Consider the following 16,552-nt stretch of genomic DNA (forward strand, 5'->3'; position numbering starts at 1 on the left):
TCAGTCCATGAAGATCGCGGTATTAAGCGGCAAAGGGGGCACCGGGAAAACACTGGTATCGGTAAATCTGGCGGCCGCCATTGCACCTTCCGTCTATCTGGACTGCGACGTCGAGGAACCCAACGGACATCTCTTCTTTCGTCCGAAGTCCATTCAGCGGGAGGCAGTTACGGTAAAAATTCCGGCAGTGGATGAGACGAAATGCAATGCCTGCCGGACCTGCGTTGAATTCTGCAAGTTCCATGCCCTGGCGATGGTCGGGACCAGGTGGATGCTGTTTGATGACATTTGTCATTCCTGTGGGGGCTGTACCCTGCTTTGTCCGCAGCAGGCACTGCATGAAGTGGAAAAATCCATCGGCGAGATTCAGATTGGCACCTCGGAAGGGGTAACCGTTCGAACCGGCTGGCTTGATCCGGGTCAGTCCTCCGGAGTTCCGATAATCCGAAAGCTGTTTGCCGCGGAGTCGCCGGCGGACCAGCCGATGATCGTGGACTGTCCGCCAGGGTCCGCCTGCATCGTCATGGACAGCATCCGGGATGCTGATTATTGCATCCTGGTGGCAGAACCGACCCTGTTTGGGCTGCATAACCTGAAGATGGTTCATGAACTGGTGCGGCTGTTTCAGAAACCGCACGGAGTCATTCTCAATAAATGCATCGAAGGCGACAACCCGTCCAAAGACTACTGTCTGGAACAGGGGATTACAATCCTGGAGTCCATACCCTTTGATGAAACCATTGGCCGACTGAATTCCAATGGGCGAATCCTGGCACGTGAACTGCCCCAGTATCATGAGATGTTCACCAGACTGCATCAAAAAATCAGGGAGGTGGCCGGCTATGAAACAGCTGCTGATTCTGAGCGGTAAAGGCGGTACAGGAAAAACTACGGTCGCGTCGGCTTTTATCAGATTATCTCAGGCCAGAGCCTATGCCGACTGTGATGTCGACGCGCCCAACCTGCATCTGGTCATGCAGAATCTTCCGGTATTGGACCGGACTGATTATTATGGCCTGCCGAAAGCGCAGATATATACCGATCAGTGCATCGAGTGTGATCTGTGCCGCCAGCATTGCCGGTTTGAGGCAATTCATGTCAATGGTACCTACCAGGTGGATCCCTTTGCCTGTGAAGGCTGCGGCGTATGCGCAGCCGTCTGTCCGGTCCGGGCCATTGAACTGAAGCCGGCAACTGCCGGCGAACTGATGCTGTATGGGGATGACCGGAGCGTCTTCTCCACGGCCCAGCTGAAAATGGGCTCAGGCACTTCGGGACTTTTAGTGACGGAAGTCAAGAAGCGGCTGATGGCCGCGGCGCCATCTGCCGAACTGGCCATCATCGACGGGTCTCCCGGCATTGGCTGTCCCGTCATCGCTTCCATCAGCGGTGTGGATCTGGTGCTCATCGTGGCAGAGCCGTCTCTGTCCGGCATCAGCGATCTGGACCGAATTGTGCTGACTGCCGCTAAATTCCAGACCCCGGTGGCGGTGTGCATCAACAAGGCCGATACCAATGAAGGGAACGCCGCCCTGATTGAGTCATTCTGCGAGGAACGCGGAATTCCCTTTACCGGTCGGATCCCCTTTGATCCCATGGCGGTTCAGGCCATCAACACGGGCAGGACCATTGTCGACCTGGATTGCCCGGCCGGAGACGCGGTTCGGGAAGTATTCAGCAAAACACTGATTCAGCTGGGGAAGGGGAAGAGCCTGACCATACTCTCAAAAAAAGAGTAAGACCTGCTGACACCTGGGTGCGGTCCTGCCGGGTGCGAATCACCTGGATCAGAATTTCTACTGAACGTATGCTAAACTGATGGGTCCCGCAGACTTCAGGAGGTGAACAGAACATGGAAAAAGACATGGTCTACTATCCGCAGGATGAACTCAACACCTTCCTTCTGCCGGTAACGCGCGGCTGTTCCTACAATCAGTGCGCCTTCTGTTCCATGTACAAAGACATCCCGTACCGGGAAGTTCCGGTTTCAGAAATAGAAAAGATTTTGATGAACGCGGGACGGTATACGGAAAAGGTCTTTCTGACCGGGGCAGACCCTCTGGCCATTGGCTTTCGAAAAATGAAATCGCTCCTGGCCATGATTCGTCAGTATCTGCCCTATTGCGCCTGTGTCGCATCCTATGCCTCCATCCGGAATCTGGCGCAGTACACCGTGGAAGAACTTGTGATTCTGCACGATGACGGTCTGCGACTGCTCTACATCGGATTCGAATCAGGGGATGATGAAGTTCTCAGCTTGATGAAAAAATCTCATCGGCGGACAGACGCGATCCGCGAGGCGAAAAAGCTCAATCAGGCCAGGCTTCCGTTCAATACCATCATCATGTATGGAATAGCCGGGGCAGGCCAGGGTGAGAAATATGCCAGGGCGACAGCCGACATGATCAATCAGTTCACCACCCGGATCATCATCACCATGAATCTGAAAATTTTCGGCGGCACCCCTTTGGAGACCATGGTGAACAGCGGCCGGTTTGTTCCGGCCCAGCCCGTTGAGCTGCTGCTGGAGCTCCGGACGCTGCTGGAAGAATTGAACCCCAGCCAGCCAACGCTGTTTAATACCACTCACCCAACCAACCTGATCCAGATCAAGGGAGTATTGCCCAAAGATCGCGACGAACTCCTAAATGAAATCGCAGCAAGGCTGAAGCCGAGAACATAGATAAATGGATAGATAAATAGATAGACAATCGGAGCAATGCATTGGAAACTGGCATGCCGCGGGGAAGCCGCCGGGTTGCTCCGGAGGTAGTTATTTTTTCGTGTAATTAAAGGAGAAGAAATCTATGAGTGAAACATGTGACCAGAACTGTTCCGGATGCGGGGAAACCTGTTCTGAGCGTAAGACCAGCCCGAAGGATTTCCTGGAACAGCCTCATGTCATGAGTCGGGTGAAAAAGGTGATTGGAATCGTCAGCGGCAAAGGTGGCGTCGGCAAATCGCTGGTGACCTCGCTGATGGCGGTGGAAATGAATCGGCGGGGGTATCATACCGCAATTCTGGATGCGGATGTTACGGGTCCGTCGATCCCCAAAGCCTTCGGCATCAGAACTCAGCCGGAAACCAATGAGTATGGCCTGCTTCCCATTCGAACCAAAACAGAGATTGACATCATGTCGATCAACCTGCTGCTGGAAGACGAGACAGATCCCGTGCTGTGGCGCGGTCCGATTCTGGCCAATACGGTCAAGCAGTTCTGGACGGAAGTCATCTGGGAGGATGTGGATTTCATGTTCATCGACATGCCTCCGGGAACCGGAGATGTTCCGCTCACTGTCTTCCAGTCCATTCCGATTGACGGCATCCTGGTAGTCACCTCCCCGCAGGAACTGGTTTCCATGATTGTGGGGAAAGCCGTCAAAATGGCAAAGATGATGAATATTCCGATCATCGGTCTGGTGGAGAATTACTCCTACTTCAAATGTCCGGACAACGGCAAGGAGTACCGGATCTTCGGGGAGAGCCACATTGACGAAGTCGCCGCGGCTCATCAGCTGAAAGTACAGGCCAGGCTTCCCATCGATCCCAGACTGGCGGCCGCCACTGACCGCGGCATGATCGAGCTGTATGCCGGGGACTGGCTCCATGAGCTGGCCCAGGAACTGGAAGGCATGATTCCGGCAGGCAGTGAACCGGTTGGAACTCATAGGAATTAACGGAACAATAAAGACAAATAGTAAGTACAAATCGAACAAGCGGAGGAAACAAAAATGATTAAGATCGCAGTAGCCAGTGAACACGACATGGTGACAGAACACTTCGGACATTGTGTTAATTTCAACCTCTACAATGCTCAGAATGATGAGATTATGGAACATGCCAGCATTCCCAATCCGGGACATCGCCCGGGCTTTCTGCCGAACTTTTTGAATGACCTGGGAGTCAACGTCATCATTTCCGGTGGCATGGGCGGCGGAGCCATTGACATTTTCAACCAGCACAACATCGAAGTAATCGTCGGCGCCAGAGGCGACGCCAGAGCCGCGGCCTTGGCTTATCTGGCCGGAGAACTGAAATCCACCGGTTCGGTGTGCCACGAACATAGTCATCACGAGGAGTGCCATGCCTGATTCCCGGGGGCAGCACCTGTAAAACACAGGTGCTGACGGAGTGAGTTCCTGCCCATTGATGGTTATGTGTTTGCAGGCTGCCGCAGAACATTCTCCAAACGGACAGTCTGCGCCGGATCGCAGCGCCGCTATGAGCTCAGGGAACCTGGTTTCAGCTGCCCCCCTGAGCTTTTTGGCATATTCGGGTGATCTTTGTATTTCCATTCGCCAGTCCGATGTGAAATAATGGAAGTAGAAATCGTTATCATTCAGCGCCTGTCAGTGAGTTCAAACAATGACCAGCTAAAGCAGCGAAGTAAAAATCAATGATCGAAATTTTTTTTATGCGAGAATTTTTAATCGAATTTAAGATTATCGAAAGAGGAGGATTTTGTCATGACCTACTCACCCAACCTGTCATCAGCCTTCAATGATACCTTTCACCGCAGCCGTCATCTCTCACCCCAGTCCGGGATGTGCTCATTCTGTACGGAGGATTGCGAAGGCCCCTGCGAGATTGCCCTGGCGGCTGTTCTGGGAGCTCGGGCGGTATACCCCACCAACACCGGGGCCAATCAGATCGCTTCGGAAAAGGACTATCCCCTGGATTACTCGCACTTCAACATCAACGGCAGAGTGTTCGGTGCCGTCGGAGCGGGTCTGAATTTTGCCGAGGCGAATATTTTCCGGGTAAACCTTGAGAGCGAATACGGCCGATTCCATCCGGTTCGGCTGGCCATGCCCCTGATTCTGCCAGCCCTGATCAAGATGAACTGGGAGGATTATTTCGGCGGTGCGGCCATGGCCGGCGTCACCTGCGTCATTGGGGAAGATTCCCGAACCAAGGATCCCGAACTGCGGCTGGAGCATGGCAAAGTGGTTCATTTCCCGGCGCTGCAGAAGATGCTGGATGCCTTCCGTCGCTATGACCGGGGATATGGTCAGATTGTGCTTCAGTGCAATATTGAGGATGACATGATGGGCGTTCCCGAATATGCCATCCAGGTTCATGGCGCTCAGGCCATTGAGCTCAAGTTTGGCCAGGGGGCCAAGGGCACCCAGCCGGTCAACCGGCTGAAGGACCGGGAAGAGGCGTTAATTAAGCAGGCACTGGGTCATCTGGTGCTGCCGGATCCCACGGATCCCGCCATTGTTCAGGCGGAGGCTGACGGAGTCTGTCCCAACTTCTATATCTATTCCCGGCTGCCAATTTGGGATGAGGAGTATTTAATTCCCCGAATCGCTGAGCTGCGCCAGCTGGGGGCAAAGAATATCTATCTCAAAATGGCCGGCTATGACCGGGAGGACATCCGACGGGTGCTGCAGCTGGGCAGTCAGGCGGAAGTCGACATGATCACCTTTGACGGTGCCGGCGGCGGCAGTGGCTACAGCCCCTGCAAAATGATGAATGAGTGGGGATTGCCCACCGTGTTACTGGAGGAAACTGTCCTGCAGATTACCCGGGACATGAAAAACAACGGGCTGTATGTGCCCGCCATCACCATCACCGGCGGATTCAGTTCAGAAGATCAGGTGTTCAAGGCATTGGCCTACGGCAGGGGTCATGTGACATCCGTTGGAATCGGCCGAGCCGCCATGGCTGCGGCCATGACCGGCAAGCACATTGGCCAGAGAATCGAGGCAGGGGAAGTTCCCAAGGCGTACCAGAAGTACGGCTCCAGTGTGGCACAGATCTACGGCGATCTGCCGGAACTGCGGGCACTGTATGGAAAAGCGGCCGATGATTTTTCTCCGGGAGCCATTGGCGTCTTCTCGTATCTGAACAAACTGGCCTTTGGACTGAAGCACTTTGCCGCCCTCAACCGGAAGTTTGACATGAAATATCTGGATCAGACGGATCTGATCCCACTGACCCGGGATGCGAAGGATCTGATCAAAGGCCGCTGGTTCGACTAATTTACCATCCAGCCTTTCCGGCGGGAACAGGTAATAAACAACAATAGACAACAACAAACAGCAGCGCGATTCAGCCTGCGATCCAGGGGGCAGGCGACTGTCCCCTGTTTGTTTCCTGATCCGGTCGGTCTCCCTGGTTAAGGCGGATGCGTACCCTTTAATACAAGAAGATGGAGGAGGAACAATTCGATGAAAGAAATGAAATACATATACGGTCCGGTGCCATCCCGACGCCTGGGCATCAGCCCCATACCCAAAAAGACCTGCAATTATTCATGCATCTACTGCCAGCTGGGCCGGACCGATCGAATGACCAATCAAAGGCAGATGTTTTTCCCGTTGGAAGAGATTCTAGAGGAATTTCGGGAAGTCCTGCTTCAGAAACCGGAGTTTGATGTGGTTACCATCGTCGGGGAGGGAGAGCCCACGCTCTATCTGGGACTTGGCGAACTGATCCGGCAGATCCGGCAGCTGACGGACAACCCCATCGCCGTCATCACCAACGGAGCTCTGCTGTACGATCGGGCTGTGCAGGAGGACCTGAATCAGGCGGATCTGGTGCTTCCAACTCTTGATGCTTGGGACGAAGCTTCCTTTCGCCGCATTAACCGGCCCCACGGATCCCTGTCCTATCAACAGGTGCTGGACGGGCTGATCGAGTATAGTCACTCCTGCCAGGGTCAGCTCTGGCTGGAACTGATGCTGATGAAGGGGATCAATGACGATGATGCGTCCCTCGCAAAATATAAGGAACTGCTGAAATCAATTCGCTACGACCGGCTCTACCTCAATACACCGGTGCGTCCCCCGGCCGAACCCTGGGTTATGGCGCTGGATCCCGACTCCATGCGGCGGGCGGTGGAGACATTGGGCGGAATCTCCATTGATCTGCTCAGTTCGGCTGGATTCCACAGTGAAATCACTGATGATTATGAGGCAATCAGGAGTATCATCCTGCGTCATCCCATGAATCAGTTTGAACTGGAAGGGTTCCTGAAAAGCAGGGGAGCGGAAGATTCCGCAGCCCTCCTGCGACGACTCCAATCGGATCCAGCCGTAACTGTGATCCGATACAAAGGCTACGATACGTATCGCCTGAAGTAATCGGGCCTGCCGGGGCGACCCCGGGTGAAACCACGAATATGTAATCTGAATGAAAGAGGTTTATCACAGAATGAAAGATCAAGTATTTGGCTGGGTGGCGCTGTTCGCCCTAGGGGCGATGGTTGTCAACAGCGTCGGGATCCTGGTGATCCATCGCAATCGGGAATGGGCGCAGCGCAACAAGGAATATTTTATGTGCTTTGCGGCCGGGATGCTGATTGCTTCGCCCCTGATCATGGCATTTCCCGAGGCCATTAAAAAAAATGACCAGGCCGGACTGGCGGCTCTGTCAGGATTTCTGTTCATGTTTTTCAGCAACCGGTTCATCCGGTATCAGACTCAACAGGATGATCTGGCCTTTGGCATCACCGCCATCCAGGGGATCGGGATTCACTCTCTGCTGGACGGAGTCATGTACAGCGTCATGTTTCGTGCCTCAACCCTGGTCGGAATTTTATCAGGAATTGGCATGGTGGTCCATGAATTCGCGGAAGGCGTCGTGACCTATTCGGTGCTGCTTAAAAGCGGAATGAGCGTCAGAAAATCCCTGCTGGCCGCGTTTCTGGTGGCAGGCGCATCGACCCCGCTGGGAGCGTTTGTCGCCTACCCGTTCCTGGGAGGCTTGAGCGAATCCCAGATTGGCCTGGCCCTTGGTTTCGTCGTCGGCGTTCTGATCTATATTTCCGCCTCCCATCTGCTGCCAGAGGTTCGGGAGGAAGAACGAAAACACTCCTATCTGGCATTTGTGGCCGGAGTCGGCCTGGCACTCCTGATGATGCGGATCAAATAATTGTTGCTTCGGCAAACTTCCATCTGCTTCAGCCGGGCGGGGATATTATTAATATTATACTAAAAATGAAAAGATAATTAAAAATTTGACAAAGAGCGAGATAAAAATTATAATTATAGTAACGAATTACTAGTTTTATTAACTGTGATTAAATTAGAACTGAATTGCCCCGGAAGCTTGCCGGACCGCTCCGGCAGTTCCTTCAGCTTCATTGACCGACGTGCCCACAGGGCTTCTCCGACGGACCAAAAGGAGCTTTTCCATGAAATCGCTGCACCAAAGCCTGATGACTGTCCTGGCGCTGGCGCTGGGACTCACCGCCTGTTCTCATTCCCCGCCGCCGGGGACTGCGGCTGCGCCTTTAAAGCCCGGTACCGGACCGACTGCCACCTCTGTCCAGGTGAAGCCGTCGACCGCTCCCTCTGACACGGAGTTTACGCTTTGCGGCTGCGAACCGGGGAACACCAATACCAATTACGGTACTCACGGCTGCTTTGCCGAAAAGGACGGCTGGATTTATTATGCAGACGCCAGTCAGGGCGCCCGGTTGATGCGCAAACGGGCCGACGACACCCAGATCACCGATTACAATGAAAAGCCGGTCAGCAGCATCAATGTGGCGGGAGGCTGGATCTATTACATTAAGCGGACCAGGCTGGAGGAAGCCTATATTTATCGCATGACCACCGAGGGCAAGAGCATCGAGCGCATCAGCCCGATTCCCTGCGATTACGATTCCTGTGCCAATATTCTCGTCAAGGGCGACTATGTTTTCTTTTCCAACCTGGCGGAGAATGGGTCGCTGTACCGGATGAAGACAGACGGAACCGAACCGGTCCGGCTGAATGCCAGAACCAGCCGGAGTCTGACGCTGGAAGGGGACTGGATCTATTATGTGGCAAAGGAGGCGCAGGGAGACGAACTGCGCACGATCCGGCCGGATGGAACTGACGACCGGCTCCTGGCCGAGGAGGTCTGCACCAATATCATTCCTTACGAAGGCTGGATTTACTATACCAGTCTGGCGGATGATCAGCGGGTGCTCATGCGGATGCGACTGGATGGCAGCGGCGCCATGGAACTGCTTCGGGACAGCCTGTGCGGCATGACGATCTACCAGGATCAGCTGTTTTATGTCATTCGCGAGACCGGCAGACTTTACCGGGCTGAGCTTGATGGAAGCGAGCCGGTGCTGCTGATGAACACCAGGGCCTTCGGCGTACAGATCGCCGGCGGCTGGATCTATTTTTCCAATGCCGATGATGTCAATCGACCTTACCGGGTGAGACTGGACGGCTCCGGCATGGAACCGGCCTACACCGTGGACTGGATCCGGGATGATCCGGAAGAACCGGATTATGCCAGGGGTCTGGGAGTCCCCAATTCGAACGCCCACAGCCGGTTTGTCCGAGGCGGGAACTGGATCTACTTTTCCCTGGATCACTATATGGGCGAGATTCGAAAGACGCTGCGCAACGGAATTTCCATCAGTACCGTCATCAAGCGGCCGGGGAATCATCTGAACCTGTCCGGTCACTATCTCTATTTTATTGATACCGGTTTTTACGACTGCCTGGCCAGAGTCCGGATCGACGGCACCGGCTACGGCATTGTTGCCGACCAGAGCGCTTCCGAGCTCGTGGTCATTGATGAATGGATGTACTTTGTCAATCAGTCCCTGGACCAGACCTTATGTCGAATCCGGGTGGACGGCACCGGGCTGCAGCAGCTGACTCAGATGGCCGTGCGCAATCTGAAGCTGGATGACGAATGGATTTACTTTGAACCCTCGCTGACCAACGATCAGGCCGGCGAAGAAGGCATCTGGAAAATCCGGCTCGACGGAAGCAAAGTTCTTCCGGTCACCGGCCAGGCCATCGCCCTGATGACCCTGGATCAAGACTGGATCTACTACACCACCGAATCAGATCACGAACTGCGCCGGATGAAGACCGACGCGACCCAGGACGAGAGCATCAATGGCGAAACCGGTACCCTTTATGGAATCCACCAGGGATGGCTCTACTACTACGCTACCGGCAAGGACAAAGGGATGGTTCGATTCCATCTCGAAGACCGGACCAGAGAACTGATTCTTGGCCCCGGCACCTATTCGCTGGTTCATTTTCTGGAAGATCAGATCATCTACTACAACAATGACATGAACACCTATCACATGATGGAGCCGGATGGCTCGGAACGTCGTGAGTTCAAACCCTGAATCCGTGAACACCAAAGGCACCTGCATCGAGCGGCGCACTTGCCGCCGGTCGAATCGACCAGCGCATGACTCATACCAACAAGCCTTTGAAACGATAAAAAAGCTGCCATCTGCTCTGAATTTCAGAATGGACCGGCAGCTTTCACACGTTCGTATGGATTTACGTTCAGCTCTTGTCTTCAGGCGTATGCCGATCACTTGTTTGAAGGCATATGTTAGTCCATTAAGAATTGACCATTAAGGATTGACCATTAAGGATTGACCATTAAGGATTGTTCTATGTCCGTACATGTTTTACTTTCATTTTTTCTATCATGTTTTCTTGCATGGTTTCTTACATGATTTTTTTACACTTAATCCGGATCATCGTGCGCGGATCCGATTGCTCCTGAAATAGCGGCAGAGCACGGATCAGGGCAGGTTGGCGGGACTGTCGGCCAGGGTCTGGATTGAATCCATCTGGTCAAAATAAGGACTGAGTGAGGCTTCGATTTCCTGATAGAAATTCAGGCGGACTTTTGAGACTGCCTCCAGAGCGCGGTACAGGGCGGTGGATGTCAGGGAGGGATTTCGGCCCACCGCATCAAAGACCATCAGACCGGTCCAGGTGGCGATGATTCGCTTCAGGCGGGCGGATTGGGCTGAATCCGTGGCAGTGGGGCGATGAATCAACTGCAGGTAGGATAAGAGCTGTTGAATCAGCTCGTCGCAGGCTGCGGGGGGAATCACCTGACTGAACAGCGTCTGGTGGCGGTCCCGGCGGTCGTTTTGCTGATCCTGCATGTCATCCAGAAGCTGCAGGGAGGCACCGTACTCAAAGGCATAGGTCAGTTCGGACTCCGTCAGGTCGGGCCGGACCAGGAGGGCATCAGCCAGCACCGAAGCGCCGCCCTTGAAAAAACTCAAGGTCAGAAGTTCCTCAGGTGACATTGTCTTGCCGCGGTCCTGCATCAGACTGAGGATCTGTCCCTGCTGGATCAATCGGATCCCTTCGAATACCTGGGGATACCGGACCGGGTCATACTGAGTCCGGATCTGGTCCACCAGTTCAAATACCCTCCGCTGATGCGCTCCCGCCGGTGCGGGGAATTCACCGCCCAGAGCCAGGCTCAGCTTGTGATTAAACTGCTCTTTTTCCAGGGGATCCACCTGGGGATCATCCAGGAAATTGTCCGTATAGGGGTATAGCATGCTGTAGGCATAGACCGAGGGGGTGACGGACAGGGGAATTCCCCAGAGCAGCTGCAGACTGTTCATGATCCAGACATTGCGCTGGGCCTGGAATGCTTCCTCCATGGTCAGGCTGCCATCCTGCATCCGGGCCTGGAGCAGAAATTCTTCTGCCGTTTTCAGGTAACCCTGTTCGATAAAGAACTCCAGGCAGGGTTCCGGCATCAGGGAGCCGTTCCGGTCAATCTCGGTCAGACGGTCCGTAATCTTTGTCCGGAGCTGGTTCAGGTCATTCCGGGTCAGCTCCGCCGCGGTTTTGGCTCGCCAGGACTCAAGGTCCGCCTGCAGGACGGCGATTACACAGCGGAGTTCCTGTTCATTGCGGGCCTGCGCCAAAGCGCTGCAGGATTCCATCAGAGCCGGATGATTATCACCAGCCCGATGAAAATTCGCCAGAGCGAACTCCAGGAGCCTGGCGGGCGAAGCCGCCAGGCTGGTTTCTGTATTGTCAATAAGATCTGTAATTATCGAGTGTACCATGTATTCCTTCCTCTGGTTTATTCGTCCCGCACATCCATCAGAATCTCATTACGGCGCAGGAACGGGGGGATAAACGGCGGATTGTAGCGCGCCAGCCGGATGGGACCGGCCGGGGTCAGGCCCTGGCGGTTAATCCAGTCCGTCAGCCGGGCTTTGTTTTTCTCCACCGCCGCTTCATTCATGCGGCCGGAGAAGGTAATGACTGCGGTTTTCACCGGGGAATGAGACTTCAGCGTAATGGAGGGATCCTGGGGTCGAGGCAGGAGCGGGGTCACTTCCCGGGGCATGACGAACTCCGTGGTGGCCCGACTGCTTTCCAGTTCATTGAATACCGGAGTCGTCATGGAAATTTTCTGACCGGCTTCGTTGCTGCCGCTGATGTAATTGAAGATCTGGTTAAATCCGTCTGAATTTATCCAGTCCCGGCTGTCCACTGAAGCGGTGACAAACGCATCATAGGCCCCCAGCTCAAAGGGCGGTTCTGCTTTCAGAACCTGATAGGGGGCTGTTTCATAAGGAGCCATTGTCATCACACCTTTCACCTGGGATAACATCCCGATGAAATCATTATACCAAGTCATTGTTTCGGGAGTATGAAAGTTTGGATGCAATCAATCCACGGCCAGTTCGTGCAGTCAGTCCATTGCCGGTGCGTGCAGTCAGTCCACGGGAGTTGGATGAGACGTCAGGACAGGAAAGAGCAGCGGCTCTGAGAAGAACCGCTGCGCAGGGTAAGGAGGATATCTATATTAAATCAGGGACGTTTGCCTGGGTTCCCGGGACCGGGCTTCATGCCTCCCGGGCCTGAACCTATGCCGCCTCCGATGGTTGTCTGAGCTGAGGTCATCTCAACCTGGGTCAGCTGCGTGCCGCCGGACCAGGTGCCGCCCTGGATGATTCCGTCGGTGGCGGTTCCGTCAGAGGTGCCGCCGCTGGAGATGAGGCAGGTGTCACCGGCCTTCAGGTCGGAGCTTGAGTAAAGGATGGAACTGAAGGGTTTGGGGGAGGAGAAGGTGATCTGCTCGGTTCCGTCGGATGAGGTGATCCGGACCAGGGTGTCAGCACTGATTTCACTGGTGTTCAGGAGAAAAGCTGCCTGGCTGGAGGTTTCGCTGATGTTCTGAGCCATGCCGGAGCTGCCCAGGGCCAGAAGCGTTCCTGAATTCAGGGTAAAGGTGCCGGCATAGTCCACCGCCCCGTTGCCGTTATTGGTGGGGCCGTTCACGATGACGGTGGCTGCTTCCATTACGATGTCGCCGTTGGCATCAATGCCGTCCCCCGCGGAATCAATAAAAACGTAGCCGCCCAGCAGGGAGAGGAGGGTGCCATCGGACTGATCAAATCCGTTTTGCCCGGGCCGGCCACTGACAGAGGAGCCGTCATTGCCTCCGGAGGTGTTGATCCCGTCGTCCATCGCGCCGACGTGGACCTTTCCATCCCGGATCGTCACACTGGCGCCTTCCAGTCCCTCATAGCTGGTCTCAATGTAGATGTCGCCGGCATTGATCAGCAGAGCCTGATCGGCATGGATTCCATCATCGCCGGAGGACAGTTCGATGGCACCGCCATTGATGGTGACATCACCGTTGGAGTGGACTGCGTCGTCAGAGGAATCCAGCTGGATGACTCCGCCGTCAATCACCAGCGCAGTGCCGGCTTTGAGACCCTTGGCGGAATCGGAGGTCTGGCTGTCGGAAGCGGGTGCCGGTCCCCAGTTTCCCCAGCCGCTGGTCTGACTGGAATTGGCACTGCCGCCGCCGGTGACCAGCCGGAAAGTACCGTTTTTGATCCACAGGCTGGTTTCAGCCTGAATACCATCCTGGCCGGCTGTCAGGTCAAAGATGCCGTTTTCGATGAGGATTCCGCCCTTGGCAGCTTCCTCGTCATTGGTGGACTGGATGCCGTCGCCGCCTGCCGTGATGGTCAGATTGCCGTCCCGGATCGCAACCAGATCCTTGCCTTGCAGCCCATCTTTGACTGCGGTGATCGTGATCTGACCGCTGACGATTTTCAGGTCATCTTTGCTGACAATGCCATGGGCATACTGACCCGTAACCTTGAGACTGCCGCTGCCGTTGATCGTAAGATCCGCCTTGCTGTAGATCGCCGCATCCGTCGCCTCGCTGTCCGTCTGAACACGGTCGATGCCGTCGGTCAGCACATTTTCCGAGCCGGCAGCCAGCGTCAGGATCACTTTATCCGCTTCCAGAATATGCAGCACAGAGGCCGACGGACAGGTCAGTTTCAGCCCATTCAGAACCAGGATGACATCGGCATCCTCCGGCGCGTTCACCACGATCTGGCCATCAGCGGATTCTCCGGACAGAAGATAGGTGCCCGCCTGGCTGATGGTCAGAATTTTGTCGGAAACCTGAGCGCCGTCCCCGCTGACCGTGATTTTTTCCCCGAACCGGATTTTTGTGGTAGCAGTTTCATCCACCGTCGTCTGCAGATCTTTTGAACTGTACTCGACGGTCAGGGCTGCCTCCTGGGATTCGCCGGAAGTGGCAGTGCCCGATGTGTCCGGTCTGTCTGCTGTGCCGGCGGTTTGTGTACCGGCAGCTGTTCCTGCAACCGTGATCTGAGTCGAAGCTGTCCCTGCCAAAGTGCTGCCCGCTGGGGATGGACTGCAGCCGGCAGCAGTGAGGGTCACTGCGGCCAGGGCGGCCGCGACCCTGATTCGTAAGCGTCTGTTCCATTTTTTATTCATGATTTCATCCTTTCTGCAGGCATTGCCTGATCATTGGCCAGGTCTGATGTTCCAGAGCCCGACCGGTCTGAATCAAATGATTCCGATTGGAAGCATCGTTCCTGCCGGAGTACCCTGGCAAAGTCGGATGCGGCCGGGTGCGGTGTCTAATGTTGTATACCTTTTATCATATGTCTGAATGTCGTATGTCGCAGCTTTTCAATTGAATGACTCATGTTGAATGTCGCAAGTCTTCGTTTGATGTCGCAAAATCCCTGGGTGCCTGTTTCCTACTCTGGTTCACCGGGGAAACTGGGCATCAGGCGGCATAATCTCCGTTGCAGCTGACCAGGGTGGCGTTGCGGACACCGCGCAGGCTGACCAGTTCATTGACAAAGGCGGTATTCTGGGCGCATAGGCGAAGCTCATAGATGATTTCGATCTGTCCGGTGGTAATCGTCTTGGATTTCAGTTTCAGGCGGTGCGGTTCCTTTTTCAGATAGGTCAGGGATTCAACCTCCGCGGATTCATCTTCCAGATCCAGTATGAGCACAAAGGGCTGATCCTGATCGGTTCCGCGGGCAAATGCCAGAATGACCAGACCGATCAGCAGGGAGCCGACCAGGGCCAGGGGCACCATGCCGGCGCCCAGGACGATGCCGGAGCCGATGGCCCAGAACAGGAAGACCAGATCCAGGGGATCCTTGATGGCGGTTCGGAAGCGAACGATGGAGAGTGCGCCCACCATGCCAAGGGAGAGCACCACATTGGAAGTTACCGCCAGGATGATGAAGGTGGTGAGCATGGTCAGAAGCACCAGAGAGGTATTGAACGGCTTGGAGTACAGAACGCCGTTAAAGGTTCGCCGGTAAATGGTGTGGATGAACAGTCCGGTCAGAAAGGCCAGAATCAGGGCGATGGCGGCATCGAGAAAAGAAAATTCCGCGAGTTTTTCCAGATAGCTGGACTTGAAGATATCCTGAAATGTCATAAGATCAGCTCCTTATTGCTAATAGGGGACATTGAGGGGGTGATATTTGCCCAATGGCGTTTCGGTTCATCGGGGATTGGAATTTCGAACAACTCTGGATTTCAGTCTGTCATCAAAGCGTTCCGGTAATGGTTTGTACTTCAGGCTCCGGTCAGGAAGCGTCCGGTGACATACTTGGAGTGAGCGGTCCGCATGGGCTGATGCCCTTCCAGCAGGGACGGGATCAGACTTGGCAGAAACTCATCGTATTTGACTTCCAGCAGGCACTTGCTTCTGGATTCCGGGATCAGGGGCAGAGAGAAATCCAGAAAGCTGCGCGGATTCCGGGAGTAGGCCAGGTCATAGTCCAGGGTGACGCGGACATTGCCCGGATCAAACAGGAAGGGCTCCCGAAAGTAGTTCACAACCAGGCAGGGCGAAAGGCCTCCCGAGCGCAGCCGGACATAGAATTCGCGGAGCAGATCTTCACGGTGGTCTTTCAGAAACCCGAAGGAGCCCTTCAGGATCGATTCCACTTCCTGCCGGGTCAGCTGAGCCGAAACCTTAAAGCCCTGATTGCCGTGCCTGACTTTTTTTTCGAGCCGGATCCTGTCAGGATCCTCATTGTAGAGCCTCAGCCGGTATTTCTCCCGGACAGCGCTGCCCATCAGGTTGTCCTGCAGAGCGTCGGCCTGAGCCGTATCAAAGTAGAGACTGCGGATGGCGTAGCCTTTACCTATGGCATGAGGATCCCGCCGGAGGACGCGTTCGAGCTGGCGGGACAGCACCTGCCGGGAAGACGGGCTGATCAGATATTTCAGTTCATTGCGATAGCCTGGGTGAATCATGGGTTCTCCTTTCCACCGGATTCTGTCCATCGCAGGAGTTCCTTGATTTCTCCCGGTCAGCTGGTTCCGATTTCCTGATCTGGTTTTATCTTAGACCCGATGCGGGAATACTTCTCCGAAAAACTGAACGCAACAATACGCAGAACTGCCGCAAAGCAGAACGATTCTGCAGAGGCCCTCCGGGACACGAAAAAGCCTGCCGGCAAGCTCCGGAGGGAGCTGGCCCAGCAGGC

General features: G+C 54.8%; 14 protein-coding genes. 9 read left to right on the forward strand and 5 right to left on the reverse strand.

Annotated features, from left to right (window positions below; all coding sequences use genetic code 11):
* The first annotated feature begins 7 nt into the window (after positions 1-7).
* From P6M73_RS04905 to P6M73_RS04945, 9 genes are all read left to right on the forward strand, one after another.
* Positions 8-871: an ATP-binding protein gene (locus tag P6M73_RS04905; RefSeq protein ID WP_277854994.1), complete on the forward strand. Its 864-nt coding sequence runs from the start codon at positions 8-10 to the stop codon at positions 869-871.
* Positions 843-1,739: an ATP-binding protein gene (locus P6M73_RS04910; RefSeq protein ID WP_277854995.1), complete on the forward strand. Its 897-nt coding sequence runs from the start codon at positions 843-845 to the stop codon at positions 1,737-1,739. Before P6M73_RS04905 ends, P6M73_RS04910 begins: the two co-directional genes overlap by 29 nt.
* A gap of 113 nt (positions 1,740-1,852) precedes the next feature.
* The gene (locus tag P6M73_RS04915; protein WP_277854996.1) at positions 1,853-2,683 is read left to right on the forward strand and encodes a radical SAM protein; all 831 of its coding nucleotides are present in this window, start codon (positions 1,853-1,855) and stop codon (positions 2,681-2,683) included.
* A gap of 124 nt (positions 2,684-2,807) precedes the next feature.
* Positions 2,808-3,677, forward strand: coding sequence for an Mrp/NBP35 family ATP-binding protein (locus P6M73_RS04920; protein WP_277854997.1), 870 nt, complete (start codon positions 2,808-2,810; stop codon positions 3,675-3,677).
* A 54-nt stretch (positions 3,678-3,731) separates the two neighbouring features.
* Entirely contained in the window at positions 3,732-4,091 is a 360-nt protein-coding gene (locus tag P6M73_RS04925; protein WP_277854998.1) for a NifB/NifX family molybdenum-iron cluster-binding protein, read from the forward strand.
* 375 nt (positions 4,092-4,466) lie between these two features.
* Entirely contained in the window at positions 4,467-5,987 is a 1,521-nt protein-coding gene (locus P6M73_RS04930; protein WP_277854999.1) for a glutamate synthase-related protein, read from the forward strand.
* Between the two features lie 189 nt (positions 5,988-6,176).
* Positions 6,177-7,091: a radical SAM protein gene (locus P6M73_RS04935; protein ID WP_277855000.1), complete on the forward strand. Its 915-nt coding sequence runs from the start codon at positions 6,177-6,179 to the stop codon at positions 7,089-7,091.
* A gap of 70 nt (positions 7,092-7,161) precedes the next feature.
* Positions 7,162-7,881: a ZIP family metal transporter gene (locus P6M73_RS04940; protein ID WP_277855001.1), complete on the forward strand. Its 720-nt coding sequence runs from the start codon at positions 7,162-7,164 to the stop codon at positions 7,879-7,881.
* 262 nt (positions 7,882-8,143) lie between these two features.
* Positions 8,144-10,102 carry a DUF5050 domain-containing protein gene (locus P6M73_RS04945; RefSeq protein ID WP_277855002.1) on the forward strand — a complete coding sequence of 653 codons (1,959 nt, stop codon included), beginning with the start codon at positions 8,144-8,146 and terminating at the stop codon, positions 10,100-10,102.
* A gap of 411 nt (positions 10,103-10,513) precedes the next feature.
* Here the strand turns inward: P6M73_RS04945 and P6M73_RS04950 are convergent, their stop codons facing one another.
* The 5 genes from P6M73_RS04950 to P6M73_RS04970 form a co-directional block, all read right to left on the reverse strand.
* Positions 10,514-11,812, reverse strand: a complete 1,299-nt coding sequence (locus P6M73_RS04950; protein WP_277855003.1) for a hypothetical protein — start codon at positions 11,810-11,812, stop codon at positions 10,514-10,516.
* A gap of 17 nt (positions 11,813-11,829) precedes the next feature.
* The gene (locus tag P6M73_RS04955) at positions 11,830-12,336 is read right to left on the reverse strand and encodes an SOUL family heme-binding protein (RefSeq protein ID WP_277855004.1); all 507 of its coding nucleotides are present in this window, start codon (positions 12,334-12,336) and stop codon (positions 11,830-11,832) included.
* A 230-nt stretch (positions 12,337-12,566) separates the two neighbouring features.
* On the reverse strand, positions 12,567-14,522 hold the full coding sequence (locus tag P6M73_RS04960) for a carbohydrate-binding domain-containing protein (RefSeq protein ID WP_277855005.1): 1,956 nt from the start codon (positions 14,520-14,522) through the stop codon (positions 12,567-12,569).
* A gap of 298 nt (positions 14,523-14,820) precedes the next feature.
* Complete coding sequence (locus tag P6M73_RS04965; protein ID WP_277855006.1) at positions 14,821-15,492, reverse strand: DUF4956 domain-containing protein; 672 nt, start codon at positions 15,490-15,492, stop codon at positions 14,821-14,823.
* Between the two features lie 140 nt (positions 15,493-15,632).
* Entirely contained in the window at positions 15,633-16,319 is a 687-nt protein-coding gene (locus P6M73_RS04970; RefSeq protein ID WP_277855007.1) for a polyphosphate polymerase domain-containing protein, read from the reverse strand.
* Between the last annotated feature and the right edge of the window lie 233 nt (positions 16,320-16,552).

Source organism: Anaerococcoides asporogena, assembly GCF_029590275.1.
Lineage (GTDB): Bacteria > Bacillota > Clostridia > Clostridiales > Clostridiaceae > JG1575.